Origin of the sequence: Streptomyces cinnabarinus, from assembly GCF_027270315.1 — a bacterium.
In the GTDB taxonomy this organism is placed as follows: domain Bacteria; phylum Actinomycetota; class Actinomycetes; order Streptomycetales; family Streptomycetaceae; genus Streptomyces; species Streptomyces cinnabarinus.
In genome coordinates this window covers 1,710,501-1,727,555 of record NZ_CP114413.1, presented here as the reverse complement: position 1 = coordinate 1,727,555, position 17,055 = coordinate 1,710,501, and the positions used below count along the sequence as shown (strand labels likewise).

General features: G+C 70.9%; 16 protein-coding genes. 15 read left to right on the top strand and 1 reads right to left on the bottom strand.

The features are described 5' to 3' along the window. The first annotated feature begins 20 nt into the window (after positions 1–20). The 7 genes from aroC to nusB all read left to right on the top strand — a co-directional run bounded on the left by aroC (position 21) and on the right by nusB (position 6,070). Positions 21–1,205 (top strand): chorismate synthase, encoded by a 1,185-nt coding sequence (gene aroC / locus STRCI_RS07700; RefSeq protein WP_269658100.1) that lies wholly within the window; start codon positions 21–23, stop codon positions 1,203–1,205. Then, positions 1,202–1,720, top strand: coding sequence for a shikimate kinase (locus STRCI_RS07695; RefSeq protein ID WP_269658099.1), 519 nt, complete (start codon positions 1,202–1,204; stop codon positions 1,718–1,720). The genes aroC and STRCI_RS07695 overlap by 4 nt, the downstream gene beginning before the upstream one ends. Then, complete coding sequence (aroB, locus tag STRCI_RS07690; protein ID WP_015661804.1) at positions 1,717–2,808, top strand: 3-dehydroquinate synthase; 1,092 nt, start codon at positions 1,717–1,719, stop codon at positions 2,806–2,808. Before STRCI_RS07695 ends, aroB begins: the two co-directional genes overlap by 4 nt. A gap of 163 nt (positions 2,809–2,971) precedes the next feature. Further along, positions 2,972–3,793 carry a Pro-rich N-terminal domain-containing protein gene (locus STRCI_RS07685; RefSeq protein WP_269658098.1) on the top strand — a complete coding sequence of 274 codons (822 nt, stop codon included), beginning with the start codon at positions 2,972–2,974 and terminating at the stop codon, positions 3,791–3,793. 115 nt (positions 3,794–3,908) lie between these two features. Next, entirely contained in the window at positions 3,909–5,015 is a 1,107-nt protein-coding gene (locus STRCI_RS07680; protein WP_269658097.1) for an aminopeptidase P family protein, read from the top strand. A gap of 51 nt (positions 5,016–5,066) precedes the next feature. Next, on the top strand, positions 5,067–5,633 hold the full coding sequence (gene efp, locus STRCI_RS07675; RefSeq protein WP_015661807.1) for an elongation factor P: 567 nt from the start codon (positions 5,067–5,069) through the stop codon (positions 5,631–5,633). A 2-nt stretch (positions 5,634–5,635) separates the two neighbouring features. Next, the gene (gene nusB, locus STRCI_RS07670) at positions 5,636–6,070 is read left to right on the top strand and encodes a transcription antitermination factor NusB (protein ID WP_269658096.1); all 435 of its coding nucleotides are present in this window, start codon (positions 5,636–5,638) and stop codon (positions 6,068–6,070) included. A 166-nt stretch (positions 6,071–6,236) separates the two neighbouring features. On the opposite strand, the gene bldD is transcribed toward nusB, so the two are convergent. Then, a complete protein-coding gene (bldD, locus tag STRCI_RS07665) occupies positions 6,237–6,737 on the bottom strand; it encodes a transcriptional regulator BldD (RefSeq protein WP_015661809.1) in 501 nt (166 codons plus the stop codon). Positions 6,738–6,989: 252 nt separating this feature from the next. Between bldD and pyrR the strand changes: the two genes are divergently transcribed. From pyrR to pyrF, 8 genes are all read left to right on the top strand, one after another. Further along, positions 6,990–7,550 (top strand): bifunctional pyr operon transcriptional regulator/uracil phosphoribosyltransferase PyrR, encoded by a 561-nt coding sequence (gene pyrR / locus STRCI_RS07660; RefSeq protein WP_269658095.1) that lies wholly within the window; start codon positions 6,990–6,992, stop codon positions 7,548–7,550. A gap of 82 nt (positions 7,551–7,632) precedes the next feature. Next, the gene (locus STRCI_RS07655; RefSeq protein ID WP_269658094.1) at positions 7,633–8,610 is read left to right on the top strand and encodes an aspartate carbamoyltransferase catalytic subunit; all 978 of its coding nucleotides are present in this window, start codon (positions 7,633–7,635) and stop codon (positions 8,608–8,610) included. A 4-nt stretch (positions 8,611–8,614) separates the two neighbouring features. Further along, positions 8,615–9,901: a dihydroorotase gene (locus STRCI_RS07650; RefSeq protein WP_269658093.1), complete on the top strand. Its 1,287-nt coding sequence runs from the start codon at positions 8,615–8,617 to the stop codon at positions 9,899–9,901. Beyond that, a complete protein-coding gene (locus STRCI_RS07645) occupies positions 9,898–10,458 on the top strand; it encodes a PH-like domain-containing protein (RefSeq protein WP_269658092.1) in 561 nt (186 codons plus the stop codon). Before STRCI_RS07650 ends, STRCI_RS07645 begins: the two co-directional genes overlap by 4 nt. Beyond that, positions 10,455–11,597, top strand: a complete 1,143-nt coding sequence (gene carA / locus STRCI_RS07640; protein ID WP_269658091.1) for a glutamine-hydrolyzing carbamoyl-phosphate synthase small subunit — start codon at positions 10,455–10,457, stop codon at positions 11,595–11,597. The genes STRCI_RS07645 and carA overlap by 4 nt, the downstream gene beginning before the upstream one ends. Continuing rightward, on the top strand, positions 11,590–14,898 hold the full coding sequence (carB, locus tag STRCI_RS07635; protein WP_269658090.1) for a carbamoyl-phosphate synthase large subunit: 3,309 nt from the start codon (positions 11,590–11,592) through the stop codon (positions 14,896–14,898). The genes carA and carB overlap by 8 nt, the downstream gene beginning before the upstream one ends. A gap of 68 nt (positions 14,899–14,966) precedes the next feature. Further along, on the top strand, positions 14,967–16,076 hold the full coding sequence (locus STRCI_RS07630; RefSeq protein ID WP_269658089.1) for a quinone-dependent dihydroorotate dehydrogenase: 1,110 nt from the start codon (positions 14,967–14,969) through the stop codon (positions 16,074–16,076). After that, positions 16,073–16,915 (top strand): orotidine-5'-phosphate decarboxylase, encoded by an 843-nt coding sequence (gene pyrF, locus STRCI_RS07625; protein ID WP_269658088.1) that lies wholly within the window; start codon positions 16,073–16,075, stop codon positions 16,913–16,915. The genes STRCI_RS07630 and pyrF overlap by 4 nt, the downstream gene beginning before the upstream one ends. Positions 16,916–17,055 lie beyond the last annotated feature (140 nt).

Genomic DNA, 17,055 nt, shown 5'->3' with positions numbered 1-17,055 from the left:
GCGAGCACTGAGGAGCATCGTTGAGCAGGTTGCGCTGGCTGACCGCGGGGGAGTCCCACGGCCCCGCACTCGTGGCGACGCTGGAGGGCCTCCCGGCCGGCGTGCCGATCACCACGGAGATGGTGGCGGACCACCTGGCCCGGCGCCGGCTCGGCTATGGCCGCGGCGCGCGGATGAAGTTCGAGCGCGACGAGGTCACCTTCCTCGGCGGCGTCCGGCACGGCCTCACCCTGGGCTCCCCGGTGGCGATCATGGTCGGGAACACCGAGTGGCCGAAGTGGGAGCAGGTCATGTCGGCCGACCCGATCGACCCGGAGATCCTCGCCGGACTCGCCCGCAACGCCCCGCTGACCCGGCCGCGCCCCGGCCACGCGGACCTCGCGGGCATGCAGAAGTACGGCTTCGACGAGGCCCGGCCGATCCTGGAGCGCGCCTCGGCGCGTGAGACGGCGGCCCGGGTCGCGCTCGGCGCCGTCGCCCGGTCGTACATCAAGGAGACGGCCGGCATCGAGATCGTCAGCCATGTCGTCGAGCTGTGCTCCGTCAAGGCCCCGCAGGGCGTCTACCCGACCCCGGCCGACGTCGACAAGCTCGACGCCGACCCGCTGCGCTGCCTCGACGCCGACACCTCCAAGGCGATGGTCGCGGAGGTCGACCAGGCTCACAAGGACGGCGACACCCTCGGCGGCGTGGTCGAGATCCTGGCCTACGGCGTGCCGGTGGGCCTCGGCTCGCACGTGCACTGGGACCGCAAGCTCGACGCCCGGCTCGCCGGTGCGCTCATGGGCATCCAGGCCATCAAGGGCGTCGAACTCGGCGACGGCTTCGAGCTGGCACGTGTGCCCGGCTCCAAGGCGCACGACGAGATCGTGAACACCCCCGAGGGCATCAAGCGGGTCTCCGGCCGCTCCGGCGGCACCGAGGGCGGTCTGACCACCGGTGAGCTGCTGCGGGTCCGTGCCGCGATGAAGCCGATCGCGACCGTGCCGCGCGCCCTGCAGACCGTGGACGTCACCACCGGCGAGGCCGCACAGGCTCACCACCAGCGCTCCGACGTCTCCGCGGTCCCGGCCGCCGGCATCGTCGCCGAGGCCATGGTGGCCCTGGTCCTCGCGGACGCGGTGGCGGAGAAGTTCGGCGGCGACAGCGTCCCCGAGACCCGCCGCAACGTCCGGTCGTACCTCGACAACCTGGCCATCCGATGAGCCCCGCGCCCGTGGTCGTCCTGGTCGGCCCGATGGGCGTCGGCAAGTCCACAGTCGGGCAGCTGCTGGCCGAGCGGCTCGGGGTGGGCTACCGGGACACCGACGACGACATCGTCGCCGAGCAGGGCCGGACCATCGCCGAGATCTTCGTCGACGAGGGCGAGGCCGCCTTCCGCGCGATCGAGAAGCAGGCGGTGCGCCGGGCCCTCGGCGAGCACGACGGCATCCTCGCCCTGGGCGGCGGCGCGATCCTGGACGAGGACACCCGCGCCGCCCTCGCCGGGCTCCGGGTCGTCTACCTCTCGATGGACGTCGAGGAGGCGGTCAAGCGCACCGGCCTCAACGCGGCCCGCCCGCTGCTCGCCGTCAACCCGCGCAAGCAGTGGCGCGAGCTGATGGAGGCCAGGCGGCACCTGTACGAGGGGATCGCCACGGCGGTCGTCACCACCGATGGCCGTACGCCCGAAGAAGTCACCCAAGTCGCCTTGGACGCACTGGAGTTGAAGGAAGCATGAGCGAGGCAGTGACGCGGATCCAGGTCGGCGGCACGGCGGGCAGTGAGCCGTACGAGGTCCTGGTGGGCCGTCAGCTCCTGGGCGAACTGGGCGGGTTGATCGGCGACAAGGCCAAGCGGGTCGCCGTGATCCACCCCGAGGCGCTGGCGGACACCGGCGACGCGCTGCGCGCCGACCTCGCCGGGCAGGGCTACGAGGCCGTCGCCATCCAGGTGCCGAACGCGGAGGAGGCCAAGACCGCCGAGGTCGCCGCCTACTGCTGGAAGGCGCTCGGTCAGTCCGGCTTCACCCGCACCGATGTCGTGGTCGGCGTCGGCGGCGGTGCCACCACCGACCTCGCCGGCTTCGTGGCGGCCACCTGGCTGCGCGGGGTGCGCTGGATCGCGATCCCCACCACGGTCCTGGCCATGGTGGACGCGGCCGTCGGCGGCAAGACCGGCATCAACACCGCCGAGGGCAAGAACCTCGTCGGCGCCTTCCACCCGCCCGCCGGTGTCCTGTGCGACCTGGCCGCGCTGGACTCGCTCGCGGTCAACGACTACGTCTCCGGGCTCGCCGAGGTCATCAAGGCCGGCTTCATCGCCGACCCGGCCATCCTCGACCTCATCGAGTCCGACCCCGAGGCCGCCCGCACCCCGCAGGGCCCGCACACCGCCGAGCTGATCGAGCGCTCCATCCGCGTCAAGGCCGAGGTCGTCTCCTCGGACCTGAAGGAGGCGGGCCTGCGCGAGATCCTCAACTACGGCCACACCCTCGGCCACGCCATCGAGAAGAACGAGCGCTACAAGTGGCGCCACGGCGCCGCGGTGGCCGTGGGCATGCACTTCGCCGCCGAACTGGGGCGTCTCGCGGGCAGGCTGGACGACGCGACGGCCGACCGGCACCGCACGATCCTCGAAGCCGTCGGCCTTCCGCTGCACTACCGCTACGACCAGTGGCCCAAGTTGCTGGAGACCATGAAGGTCGACAAGAAGTCCCGCGGCGACCTGCTCCGCTTCATCGTCCTGGACGGTCTGGCCAAGCCGACCGTCATGGAGGGACCGGATCCGGCGGTGCTCCTCGCCGCGTACGGAGAAGTGGGGCAGTAAGTCCGCCAGGGCGTCGTACGCCCGATTTTCCTGTGGGAATGGGCACTTCCGACCGCCCTCGGCCGTTCACCAAACGGCGGCCGGGGGCGGTACCGTTCGGTAGGGAGCGGGGCCGGGCCTCGCTGCCAGCGCCCCTGGCCCGTACGAGATGGAGTGGCACCGGATGCAGCACGCAGTGGGTTCTCCGCTGCCGCCCCACCAGCCGGGGCACGGACCGGCCGTCGGCTGGTCCCCGGCCGCACAGCACCAGGGAGCCGCCCCGGTGCCCCCGCCGCCCCCGGGCTTCACCGCACCGCCCCCGGGCCCCGTGCCACCAGCCCCGCACCAGGTCCCGTCGCACGCGGCCCCGGACACCACCGGCCATGTGCCGCTGCCGCCCGGCGGCCCGGTCGCCATGCCGGCCACCCCGGCCGCGCCCGACCCGGCCACCACCACGCTCGCGGTGCTGCTCATCGGCCCGGCCGGCGCCGGGAAGACCAGCGTCGCCAAGTACTGGGCCGACCACCGCCGGGTCCCCACGGCCCACATCAGCCTCGACGACGTCCGCGAGTGGGTCCGCTCAGGCTTCGCCGACCCTCAGACCGGCTGGAACGACCACTCGGAGGCGCAGTACCGCCTGGCCCGCCGCACCTGCGGCTTCGCCGCCCGCAACTTCCTCGCCAACGGCATCTCCTGCATCCTCGACGACGCCGTCTTCCCCGACCGCCCGGTGGTGGGCCTCGGCGGCTGGAAGCGTCACGTGGGCCCCGGCCTGCTCCCGGTCGTCCTCCTCCCCGGCCTCGAAATCGTCCTGGAACGCAACGCGGAACGCTCGGGCAACCGCCGCCTCACCGACGAGGAGGTCGCCCGCATCCACGGCCGCATGGCGGGCTGGTACGGCTCGGGCCTCCCGATCATCGACAACTCCCAACTGGACGTCCCCCAGACGGCACAGGTACTGGACGACGTGCTGGCACGTTCCATAGCGAGTCCGCCGAGCTGGTAGTTACCCAGGGGCGCGGGGAACTGCGCGACCAGCCCCCACCGGCGCGCACCCGTCGATCAACCCACTCGGCGGCTCCCAAAACGCGCCGCACCTACAAAGCTCCTACGCTCGACACATGTCAGAGGTGTACGCCACCCGAAGAGCCAGGCTCAAGGACCGCTGCCAAGCCGGCGGCAGCCACTCCGCTCTGATCACGCGCCCCGCCAACGTCCGCTACCTGGCAGGCGCGGCCCCCAAGGACGCCGTCCTGCTGATCGGCCGTACCGAGGACGTCCTGGTGTGCACCGGCCCGCCCGACGACCGCCCCGCCGAGGGCCGCCCGGACGAGGCACTGCGCGTGCACAACCTCCCCCGCGCCGAGGGCGACCCCGCGGTGGCGGCCGCCGACCTCGCCGGAGCACAGCGCGCGGAATCCCTGGCCGTGGAGGAACACCACCTCACCGTCGCCCGGTACCGGGCCATCGGCTCCGTCGTGCCGAGGCTGCGCCTCGCGGAGCTGGGCGGAGCAGTGGAGCAGCTCCGGGTCGTCAAGGACGAGGAGGAGATCTCCTGTCTGCGCATCGGCGCCGAGATCGCCGACCAGGCCCTCGGGGAACTCCTGGAGTCCATCCTGGTCGGCCGCACCGAACGGCATCTCGCGCTGGAGCTGGAGCGCCGGCTGGTCGACCACGGCGCCGACGGACCCGCCTTCGCGACCTCCGTCGCCACCGGGCCGAACTCCGGACGACGCGCCCACCGGCCCACCGACCGACGGGTCGAGGAGGGCGACTTCCTCTCCGTCTGCCTGGGCGCCACCTACCGCGGCTACCGCTGCGAGATCGGCCGTACCTTCGTCATCGGCACCTCGCCCGCGGACTGGCAGATCGAGCTGTACGACCTGGTCTTCGCCGCTCAGCGCGCCGGCCGGGAGACCCTTGCACCCGGCGCCGCCTACCGCGACGTGGACCGCGCGGCACGCCAGGTGCTGGACTCCGCGGGCCATGCGGAGGGCCTGCTACCGCTCACCGGTCACGGCGTCGGACTCGAAATCGACGAGGACCCGCAGTTGGCCCCCGCGGCCATGGGTAAACTGGACGCTTGCGTGCCGGTCACCGTCGAACCGGGGGTCCACCTCCCGGGCCGGGGCGGCGTCCGGATCGATGACACGCTCGTCGTCCGCCCCGAGGCGGACGGCGGACCCGAGCTACTCACCATCACGACCAAGGAGCTGCTCGCCCTCTAGACAGGAGCGTGCGCCGGGGTCGTCCACGTCAGTCCAGGAGATTCCGCAACCGTGGCTTCCACGAACGACCTCAAGAACGGCATGGTGCTCAAGCTCGAAGGCGGCCAGCTCTGGTCCGTCGTCGAGTTCCAGCACGTCAAGCCCGGCAAGGGCCCGGCCTTCGTGCGCACCAAGCTCAAGAACGTGCTGTCCGGGAAGGTCGTCGACAAGACCTTCAACGCCGGCGTGAAGGTCGAGACGGCCACCGTCGACAAGCGCGACATGCAGTTCTCCTACATGGACGGCGAGTACTTCGTCTTCATGGACATGGAGACCTACGACCAGCTGATGGTCGACCGCAAGGCCGTCGGCGACGCCGCCAACTTCCTGATCGAGGGCTTCACCGCCACCGTCGCGCAGCACGAGGGCGAGGTGCTCTTCGTCGAGCTGCCGGCCGCCGTCGAGCTCGTCATCCAGGAGACCGAGCCGGGCGTCCAGGGCGACCGCTCCACCGGTGGCACCAAGCCCGCCACGCTGGAGACCGGCCACCAGATCCAGGTCCCGCTCTTCATCACCACCGGCGAGAAGATCAAGGTCGACACCCGCACGAGCGACTACCTCGGCCGGGTGAACAGCTAACCGTGGCTGCCCGCAACACGGCCCGCAAGCGCGCCTTCCAGATCCTCTTCGAGGGCGACCAGCGTGGCGTCGACGTCCAGACGGTCCTCGCGGACTGGGTCCGGCTGTCCCGGACCGACACCCGGCAGCCGCCGGTGAGCGAGTACACGATGGAGCTGGTCGAGGGCTACGCCCGGCAGGCGCGGCGCATCGACGAGCTGATCGCGCAGTACGCGGTCGGCTGGACGCTCGACCGGATGCCGGTCGTCGACCGCAACATCCTGCGGCTCGGCGCCTACGAGCTGATCTGGGTCGACGGAACCCCGGACGCCGTCGTGCTGGACGAGATGGTGCAGCTGGCCAAGGAGTTCTCGACGGACGAGTCGCCCTCGTTCGTCAACGGCCTCCTCGGCCGTCTGAAGGAGCTCAAGCCCTCGCTGCGCCGGGAAGAGGCGTAGCGGGACACCCACCATCGCCGGAGGGCCCACAGCGAGTCGCTGTGGGCCCTCCGGCATGTCCGCGTACGCCTGAGGCGCCCGGGGAGCGCAGAAAGCCGCCGGGGTGGCCGGAACCGTCAAGTTCCGGCCACCCCGGCGGCACGTTTCTGCTCAGTCGGCAGAAGGGTCAGGCTTCCTCGTGGGACACCGCGCGACGGGCGTCGGCGTCCAGCACACCCCAGCTGATCAGCTGCTCGGTGAGGACCGAGGGGGACTGGTCGTAAATGACGGCGAGTGTGCGCAGGTCGTCCTGGCGGATCGAGAGCACCTTGCCGTTGTAGTCACCGCGCTGCGACTGGATCGTCGCGGCGTAGCGCTGGAGCGGGCCGGCCTTCTCGGCCGGGACGTGCGCCAGCCGCTCAAGGTCCAGGACAAGCTTCGGCGGCGGCTCGGCGGCGCCGCCCGGCGTGGTGCCCGGGAGCAGCTCCTGGACCGGAACGCCGTAGAAATCCGCCAGCTCGGCAAGGCGCTGTACGGTCACGGCGCGGTCGCCGCGCTCGTAGGAGCCGACCACCACGGCCTTCCAGCGTCCCTGGGACTTCTCCTCGACACCGTGGAGGGAAAGGCCCTGCTGGGTGCGGATGGCCCGGAGCTTGGCCCCGAGCTGTTTGGCGTATTCGCTGGACATATAGCTCCCCGGACACTGTGTCGACGCGGCGGGCCGTCTTCCTGCCGCGCGGCTGGTAACTCACTGTGAGGTTACGCAGCGTGACTCTCATGCGTCAAGCCGAATGGTCCACACCGACTCTTCCGTGGTAGCGGCGACGGACTGGGCCAAGGGGGTGATCCGGGTCCGTTTCCCGGCCTGCTACGGTGGATGACGTTAACCCGACGTCCTTTAAGGTCCGTCCCGTGAGGCGGAGAAGGAGGTCCTTCTCGTATGGACACACAAGCGTCCGATGCGCGGCCCGTTCTCGAAGGCCCCGACATCGCGCGGGTCTTGACCCGCATCGCCCACGAGATCGTCGAGCGCGCCAAGGGCGCCGACGACGTGGTGCTCCTCGGCATTCCGACCCGGGGCGTCTTCCTCGGCCGGCGGCTCGCCGTCAAGCTCGAAGAGATCACCGGACGCAAGATCCCGGTCGGCTCCCTCGACATCACCATGTACCGCGACGACCTGCGGATGCACCCGCCGCGGGCCCTCGCGCGCACCGAGATCCCCGGTGACGGCATCGACGGCCGCCTCGTCGTCCTCGTCGACGACGTGCTCTTCTCCGGCCGCACCATCCGCGCCGCCCTCGACGCGCTGAACGACATCGGCCGCCCGCGCGCGGTGCAGCTCGCCGTGCTCGTCGACCGCGGCCACCGCGAACTGCCCATTCGCGCCGACTATGTCGGCAAGAACCTCCCCACGTCGTTGCGGGAGACGGTCAAGGTCCAGCTCACCGAGGAGGACGGTCGAGACACCGTGCTGCTCGGTGTGAAGCAGACCGAGCAGTAGCAAGCCGGGCGCACGGCCCACTGCGGGCCCCTGCGCTGCCGTTTGCCCGAAACCTCCCGAATTGCCTTACGGAGCCTGACAGATGCAGCGTCATCTCATCTCGGCCGCCGATCTCACCCGCGACGACGCCGTCCAGATCCTCGACACCGCCGAGGAGATGGCCCGGGTGGCCGACCGGCCCATCAAGAAGCTGCCGACCCTGCGCGGCCGCACCATCGTCAACCTCTTCTTCGAGGACTCCACGCGGACCCGGATCTCCTTCGAGGCCGCCGAGAAGCGGCTGTCCGCGGACGTCATCAACTTCACCGCCAAGGGATCCAGCGTCTCCAAGGGCGAGTCCCTGAAGGACACCGCCCAGACCCTGGAGGCCATGGGCGTCGACGCCGTGGTCATCCGGCACGGCGCCTCCGGAGCGCCCTACCGGCTCGCCAACTCCGGCTGGATCGACGCCGTCGTCATCAACGCCGGTGACGGCACCCACCAGCACCCGACCCAGGCCCTGCTGGACGCCTTCACCATGCGCCGCCGGCTGGTCGGCCGGGACGCCGGGCTCGGCCGCGACCTCGCGGGCAAGCGGATCACGCTCGTCGGCGACGTCCTGCACAGCCGGGTCGCCCGCTCCAACGTCGACCTGCTGCACACCCTCGGCGCCGAGGTCACCCTGGTCGCCCCGCCCACCCTGGTGCCGGTCGGCGTCGACACCTGGCCCTGCGAGGTGTCGTACGACCTCGACGCGGTACTCCCCAAGTCCGACGCCGTGATGATGCTCCGCGTCCAGCGCGAGCGGATGAACGCCGCGTTCTTCCCGACCGAGCGCGAGTACTCGCGGCGCTACGGCCTGGACGGTGAGCGCATGGCGAAGATGCCCGAGCACGCGATCGTGATGCACCCCGGCCCGATGGTCCGCGGGATGGAGATCACCGCCGAGGTCGCCGACTCCGACCGCTGCACCGTCGTCGAGCAGGTCGCAAACGGAGTCTCCATCCGGATGGCCGTCCTGTACCTGCTGCTGGGCGGCAACCAGCCGGCCGTCACCCACACCCGCACCGAGGAGAAGTAAGACCATGAGCAAGATCCTGATCCGTGGTGCGAAGGTGCTCGGCGGCGAGCCGCAGGACGTGCTGATCGACGGCGCGGTCATCGAGGCGGTCGGCACCGGGCTGTCCGCCGAGGGCGCCGAGGTCGTCGAGGCCGAGGGCCGGGTGCTTCTGCCGGGCCTGGTCGATCTGCACACCCATCTGCGCGAGCCCGGCCGCGAGGACTCCGAGACCGTGCTCACCGGCACGCGCGCGGCGGCGAGCGGCGGCTACACCGCCGTGTTCGCCATGGCCAACACCTTCCCCGTCGCCGACACCGCCGGTGTGGTCGAGCAGGTCTACCGGCTCGGCCAGGAGCACGGCTACTGCGACGTGCAGCCCATCGGCGCCGTCACCGTCGGCCTGGAGGGCAGGAAGCTCGCCGAGCTGGGCGCCATGCACGAGTCGGCCGCCGGGGTCACCGTCTTCTCCGACGACGGCAAGTGCGTCGACGACGCGGTGATCATGCGCCGGGCCCTGGAGTACGTGAAGGCCTTCGGCGGGGTCGTCGCCCAGCACGCGCAGGAGCCGCGGCTGACCGAGGGTGCCCAGATGAACGAGGGCATCGTCTCCGCCGAATTGGGCCTCGGCGGCTGGCCCGCGGTGGCCGAGGAGTCGATCATCGCCCGCGACGTCCTGCTCGCCGAGCACGTCGGCTCCCGCGTCCACATCTGCCACCTGTCGACCGCAGGGTCCGTCGAGATCGTGCGCTGGGCCAAGTCCCGCGGCATCGACGTCACCGCCGAGGTCACCCCGCACCACCTCCTCCTCACCGACGAGCTGGTCCGGACGTACAACCCGGTCTACAAGGTCAACCCGCCGCTGCGCACCGAGCGTGATGTGCTGGCACTGCGCGAGGCGCTCGCCGACGGCACGATCGACATCGTCGCCACCGACCACGCCCCGCACCCGCACGAGGACAAGGACTGCGAGTGGGCCGCGGCCGCCATGGGCATGGTCGGCCTGGAGACCGCGCTGTCAGTGGTGCAGGAGACCATGGTCGACACCGGGCTCCTCGACTGGGCCGGGGTCGCCGCGCGCATGTCCTTCAAGCCCGCCGAGATCGGGCAGGCGAAGGGCCACGGCCGCCCCGTCTCGGCTGGTGAGCCCGCCAACCTCACGCTCGTCGATACGGCATACCGTGGGTCCGTGGACCCCGCGGGCTTCGCCTCGCGCAGTCGCAACACCCCGTACGAGGGGCGTGAGCTGCCGGGCCGTGTGACGCACACGTGGCTCCGGGGCAAGGCCACGCTCGTCGACGGGAAGCTCACGTGACACCCCTTTTGACCATTGCCGCAGACCAGAAGTCGGCCGAGGTGACCGACTGGGCCGCCCGGGTCGGCTGGCTCGTCGGACTCGTCCTCTTCGTCGCGCTCGTCTACTGGCTGATGCGCGAGGGCTGGAAATGGCGCGGCACGCTCCAGGGCGACCTGCCCGAGCTGCCCAGCGCGCCGTCCGAGCCGGGCGAGGCGACACTGACGATGAGCGGCCGCTACCACGGCTCCACCACCGCCGGGCAGTGGCTCGACCGGATCGTGGCGCACGGCCTGGGCGCCCGCAGCCGGGTCGAGCTCACGCTGACCGACGCGGGCCTGGTCGTCGAACGCCCCGGGGCGAACGACTTCTTCGTCCCGGCCGGGCAGCTGCGCGAGGCCCGGCTCGACAAGGGCATCGCCGGCAAGGTGCTCACCGAGGGCGGACTGCTCGTCGTGACCTGGGCGCACGGCGACCGCCTGATCGACTCCGGCTTCCGCTCGGACACGGCCGCCGAGCACAACACCTGGGTCGACACCCTGAACCAGATGATCAACAACACGGAAGGCGCACGATGACGACCTCCACAAGGGGAGCCACCAAGGTTCCCGCCGTCCTCGTCCTGGAGGACGGCCGGATCTTCCGCGGCCGTGCCTACGGGGCCGTGGGGGTGACCTTCGGCGAGGCCGTGTTCTCCACCGGCATGACCGGCTACCAGGAGACGCTCACCGATCCCTCGTACCACCGCCAGGTCGTCGTGATGACCGCCCCGCACGTCGGCAACACCGGCGTCAACGACGAGGACCCGGAGAGCAAGCGGATCTGGGTCGCCGGATACGTCGTGCGCGACCCCGCGCGCGTGCCCTCCAACTGGCGCTCGCGCCGGTCCCTCGACGACGAGCTGCGGCACCAGGGCGTCGTCGGGATCTCCAGCATCGACACCCGCGCGCTCACCCGCCATCTGCGCGAGCGCGGCGCCATGCGCGTCGGCATCTTCTCCGGCAACGCCCTGCCCGACGAGGGCACCATGCTCGCCGAGGTCCGCCAGGCCCCCGAGATGAAGGGCGCCGACCTCTCCGCCGAGGTCGCCACCAAGGAGGCCTACGTCGTCCCCGCGATCGGTGCGAAGAAGTTCACCGTCGCCGCCGTCGACCTCGGCATCAAGGGCATGACCCCGCACCGGATGGCCGAGCGCGGCATCGAGGTGCACGTGCTGCCGGCCACGGCGACCGCCGAGGACGTGTACGCCGTGAACCCGGACGGCGTGTTCTTCTCCAACGGCCCCGGCGACCCGGCCACCGCGGACCACCCGGTCTCGGTCATGCAGGCGGTCCTGGAGCGCGGCACCCCGCTCTTCGGGATCTGCTTCGGCAACCAGATCCTCGGCCGCGCGCTCGGCTTCGGCACCTACAAGCTGAAGTACGGCCACCGCGGCATCAACCAGCCGGTGCAGGACCGTACGACCGGCAAGGTCGAGGTCACCGCGCACAACCACGGCTTCGCCGTCGACGCCCCGCTCGACCAGGTCTCCGAGACCCCCTTCGGCCGCGCCGAGGTCTCCCACGTCTGCCTCAACGACAACGTGGTGGAGGGCCTGCAGCTCCTCGACCGGCCGGCCTTCAGCGTCCAGTACCACCCCGAAGCGGCAGCGGGCCCGCATGACGCCGCCTACCTGTTCGACCGCTTCGTATCCCTGATGGAGGGCCAGCGTGCCTAAGCGCACCGATATCCAGTCCGTCCTGGTCATCGGCTCCGGCCCGATCGTCATCGGCCAGGCCGCCGAGTTCGACTACTCCGGCACCCAGGCGTGCCGCGTGCTCAAGGCCGAGGGCCTGCGCGTCGTCCTGGTGAACTCCAACCCGGCGACGATCATGACCGACCCGGAGATCGCCGACGCCACCTATGTCGAGCCGATCACCCCGGAGTTCGTCGAGAAGATCATCGCCAAGGAGCGCCCGGACGCCCTGCTGCCCACCCTGGGCGGCCAGACGGCCCTGAACACCGCGATCTCGCTGCACGACAACGGCGTCCTGGAGAAGTACGGCGTCGAGCTGATCGGCGCCAATGTGGAGGCGATCCACAAGGGCGAGGACCGCGACCAGTTCAAGCTGGTCGTCGACGCGGTCAACGCGAAGATCGGGTACGGCGAGTCCGCCCGCTCCGTCATCTGCCACACCATGGACGACGTCCTCAAGGGCGTCGACACCCTCGGCGGCTACCCGGTCGTCGTCCGCCCGTCCTTCACCATGGGCGGCGCCGGCTCCGGCTTCGCGCACGACGAGGAGGAGCTGCGCCGCATCGCCGGGCAGGGCCTCACGCTCTCGCCGACCACCGAGGTGCTCCTGGAGGAGTCCATCCTCGGCTGGAAGGAGTACGAGCTGGAGCTGATGCGCGACAAGCACGACAACGTGGTGGTCGTCTGCTCCATCGAGAACTTCGACCCCATGGGCGTCCACACCGGTGACTCCATCACCGTCGCGCCCGCGATGACGCTGACGGACCGCGAGTACCAGATCCTGCGGGACATCGGCATCGCCGTGATCCGCGAGGTCGGCGTCGACACCGGCGGCTGCAACATCCAGTTCGCGGTGGACCCCGAGGACGGCCGGGTCATCGTCATCGAGATGAACCCGCGCGTGTCCCGGTCGTCGGCGCTCGCCTCCAAGGCGACCGGCTTCCCGATCGCCAAGATCGCCGCCAAGCTGGCCGTCGGCTACACCCTCGACGAGATCCCGAACGACATCACGCGGGAGACCCCGGCCTCCTTCGAGCCCACGCTCGACTACGTGGTCGTCAAGGCCCCCCGGTTCGCCTTCGAGAAGTTCCCGCAGGCCGACTCCACTCTGACCACCACCATGAAGTCGGTCGGCGAGGCCATGGCCATCGGCCGCAACTTCACCGAGGCCTTCCAGAAGGCGCTGCGCTCGCTGGAGAAGAAGGGCAGCCAGTTCACCTTCGTCGGCGACCCCGGCGACAAGGCCGCCCTGCTGACCGAGGCCGTACGGCCCACCGACGGCCGCATCAACACCGTCATGCAGGCCATCCGCGCGGGTGCCACCCCTGAGGAGATCTTCGAGTACACGAAGATCGACCCCTGGTTCGTCGACCAGCTCTTCCTGATCAAGGAGACAGCCGACGACCTCGCCGAGACGGGTGAGCTCACCCCCGAGCTGCTCGCCGAGGCCAAGCGGCACGGCTTCTCCGACCAGCAGATCGGCGAGATCCGCGGCCTGCGCGAGGACGTCGTCCGCGAGGTCCGGCACGCGCTCGGCATCCGCCCGGTCTACAAGACCGTCGACACCTGTGCCGCCGAGTTCGCCGCGCGGACGCCGTACTTCTACTCGTCCTACGACGAGGAGACCGAGGTCGCCCCGCGCGAGAAGCCCGCGGTGATCATCCTCGGCTCGGGCCCCAACCGCATCGGCCAGGGCATCGAGTTCGACTACTCCTGTGTGCACGCCTCCTTCGCGCTGAGCGACGCCGGGTTCGAGACCGTGATGGTCAACTGCAACCCGGAGACCGTCTCCACCGACTACGACACCTCGGACCGGCTGTACTTCGAGCCGCTGACCCTCGAGGACGTGCTGGAGATCGTCCACGCGGAGTCCCTCGCGGGCCCGATCGCGGGCGTGATCGTCCAGCTCGGCGGCCAGACCCCGCTGGGCCTGGCGCAGGCGCTGAAGGACAACGGCGTGCCGATCGTCGGCACCTCCCCGGAGGCGATCCACGCCGCCGAGGACCGCGGCGCCTTCGGCCGCGTCCTGAAGGAGGCCGGCCTCCCGGCCCCCAAGCACGGCACCGCCACCACCTTCGCCGAGGCCAAGGCCATCGCCGACGAGATCGGCTACCCGGTCCTCGTCCGGCCGTCGTACGTCCTCGGCGGACGGGGCATGGAGATCGTCTACGACGAGACCCGCCTCGCCTCCTACATCGCCGAGTCCACCGAGATCAGCCCCAACCGGCCGGTCCTCGTCGACCGCTTCCTGGACGACGCGATCGAGATCGACGTGGACGCCCTCTACGACGGCGAGGAGCTCTACCTCGGCGGCGTGATGGAGCACATCGAGGAGGCCGGCATCCACTCCGGCGACTCCGCGTGCGCGCTGCCCCCGATCACCCTCGGCGGCTTCGACATCAAGCGGCTCAGGGCGTCCACGGAGGCCATCGCGCGCGGCGTCGGCGTCCGCGGCCTGATCAACATCCAGTTCGCGATGGCGGGTGACATCCTCTACGTCCTGGAGGCCAACCCGCGCGCGTCCCGTACGGTCCCCTTCACCTCCAAGGCGACCGCGGTGCCGCTGGCGAAGGCCGCAGCCCGGATCTCGCTGGGCGCGACTGTCGCCGAGCTGCGCGCCGAGGGCCTGCTCCCGGCGAACGGCGACGGCGGCGAGCTGCCGCTGGACGCGCCGATCTCCGTAAAGGAGGCCGTCATGCCGTGGTCGCGCTTCCGCGACATCCACGGCCGCGGCGTCGACACCGTCCTCGGCCCGGAGATGCGCTCCACCGGCGAGGTCATGGGCATCGACTCCGTCTTCGGCACGGCGTACGCCAAGTCCCAGGCGGGCGCCTACGGCCCGCTGCCCACCCGGGGCCGCGCCTTCATCTCGGTGGCCAACCGCGACAAGCGGTCGGTGATCTTCCCCGCGCGTGAGCTGGTCGCGCACGGCTTCGAGCTGCTCGCCACCTCCGGCACCGCCGAGGTCCTCAAGCGCAACGGCATCACCGCCTCGGTGGTCCGCAAGCAGTCCGAGGGCACCGGCCCGAACGGCGAGAAGACCATCGTCCAGCTCATCCACGACGGCGGCGTCGACCTCATCGTCAACACCCCGTTCGGCACCGGCGGCCGCCTCGACGGCTACGAGATCCGTACGGCGGCCGTGGCGCGGTCCGTGCCGTGCCTGACGACCGTGCAGGCGCTGGCCGCCGCGGTACAGGGCATCGACGCCCTCAACCACGGTGACGTGGGCGTCCGTTCACTCCAGGAACACGCCGAACACCTGACCGCGGCCCGCGACTAGCAGCCAACAGGGGGACACCGGAAACGGTGTCCCCCTCTTGGTGAGGACACCACTTCTTGGTGAGGAACATGTACAAGATCTTCTTCAACCTCGTCTTCAAGCGGATGGACCCCGAGCAGGCGCACCATCTCGCCTTCCGCTGGATCCGGCTCGCGGTGCGCGTCCCCGTGCTGCGCACCTTCATCGCCGCCGTGCTCGCGCCCCGCTACAAGGAACTGCGCACCGAGGCCTTCGGGCTGCGCATGCACGGGCCGTTCGGGCTCGCCGCCGGGTTCGACAAGAACGCGGTCGCGATCGACGGGATGTCGATGCTCGGCTTCGACCACGTCGAGATCGGCACCGTCACCGGGGAGGCCCAGCCCGGCAACCCCAAGAAGAGGCTGTTCCGGCTGGTGGCGGACCGGGCGCTCATCAACCGCATGGGCTTCAACAACGAGGGCTCGCTGGCCGTCGCGGCCCGGCTGGCCTCCCGTACGCCCGTCTTCCGGACCGTCCTCGGAGTCAACATCGGCAAGACCAAGGCGGTGCCCGAGGCCGAGGCGACCGGGGACTACGTGAAGTCGACCGAGCGCCTGGCGCCGTACGCCGACTACCTGGTCGTGAACGTGTCCTCGCCGAACACGCCGGGGCTGCGCAACCTCCAGGCCACCGAGGCGCTGCGGCCCCTGCTGAGCGCCGTGCGCGAGGCCGCCGACCGTACCGTCACCACGCGCCGCGTGCCGCTCCTGGTGAAGATCGCGCCGGATCTCGCCGACGAGGACATCGACGCCGTGGCCGATCTCGCCGTCGAGCTGGGTCTGGACGGGATCATCGCCACCAACACCACCATCGCGCGTGAGGGACTCGGTCTGACGTCCGCGCCCGCCCTGGTCCAGGAGACCGGCGGACTCTCCGGAGCCCCGCTCAAGGAGCGCTCCCTGGAGGTGCTGCGGCGCCTCTACGCGCGCGTGGGCGACCGCATCACCCTGGTCGGCGTGGGCGGCATCGAGAACGCCGAGGACGCCTGGCAGCGCATCCTGGCCGGCGCCACGCTGGTCCAGGGGTACAGCGCCTTCATCTACGAGGGGCCCTTCTGGGGCCGTGCCGTCCACAAGGGGCTCGCCGCGCGCCTGCGCACCAGCCCGTACGCCACCCTCGCCGACGCGGTCGGCGCCGACGTAAGGAAGGCCGCAGCATGACTCTGGAGCCCTTCGGCGCGCGGCTGCGCCATGCCATGGACGAGCGCGGCCCGCTGTGCGTCGGCATCGACCCGCACGCCTCCCTGCTCGCGGAGTGGGGCCTGAACGACGACATCGCCGGTCTGGAGCGGTTCAGCCGTACGGTCGTCGAGGCGATGGCGGACCGGGTCGCCGTGCTGAAGCCGCAGAGCGCGTTCTTCGAGCGCTTCGGGTCGCGCGGGGTCGCCGTGCTGGAGAAGTCGGTGGAGGAGGCCCGGGCGGCCGGGGCGCTGGTGGTGATGGACGCCAAGCGCGGCGACATCGGCTCGACCATGGCCGCGTACGCCGAGGCTTTCCTGCGCAAGGACTCCCCGCTGTTCTCGGACGCGCTGACCGTCTCGCCCTACCTCGGCTACGGCTCGCTGTCGCCCGCGGTGGCGCTGGCGCGGGAGAGCGGTGCCGGGCTCTTCGTGCTGGCGCTGACCTCCAACCCGGAGGGCGGCGAGATCCAGCACGCGGTGCGGGCCGACGGGCGGAACGTGGGCGCGACCATGCTGGCCCACCTCGCCGCCGAGAACACGGGGGAGGAGCCGCTGGGCTCCTTCGGTGCGGTCGTCGGGGCCACGCTCGGCGATCTGTCCACCTACGACCTCCGGATCAACGGCCCGCTCCTGGCGCCGGGCATCGGCGCCCAGGGGGCGACCCCCGCCGACCTTCCCCGGGTGTTCGGGGCGGCGGTGCGCAATGTGGTGCCGAACGTCAGCCGGGGAGTGCTCCGGCACGGTCCCGACGTCGGTGCGCTGCGGTCGGCCGCGGAGCGGTTCGCGGAGGAGATCCGGGCGGCCGTGACGGCCGGCTGAGTCGTCGGGGCAGGTCGGCCGGGGGGTATTTAGACGCTTGTTCGAGTCCTTCGGGGGGCGACTCCGGGCCGACTTGAGCCTGAATACATCCTCAAATCCGGGGCAATATGTCTGAAATGTCCGTACTGACGGAGGCTGAC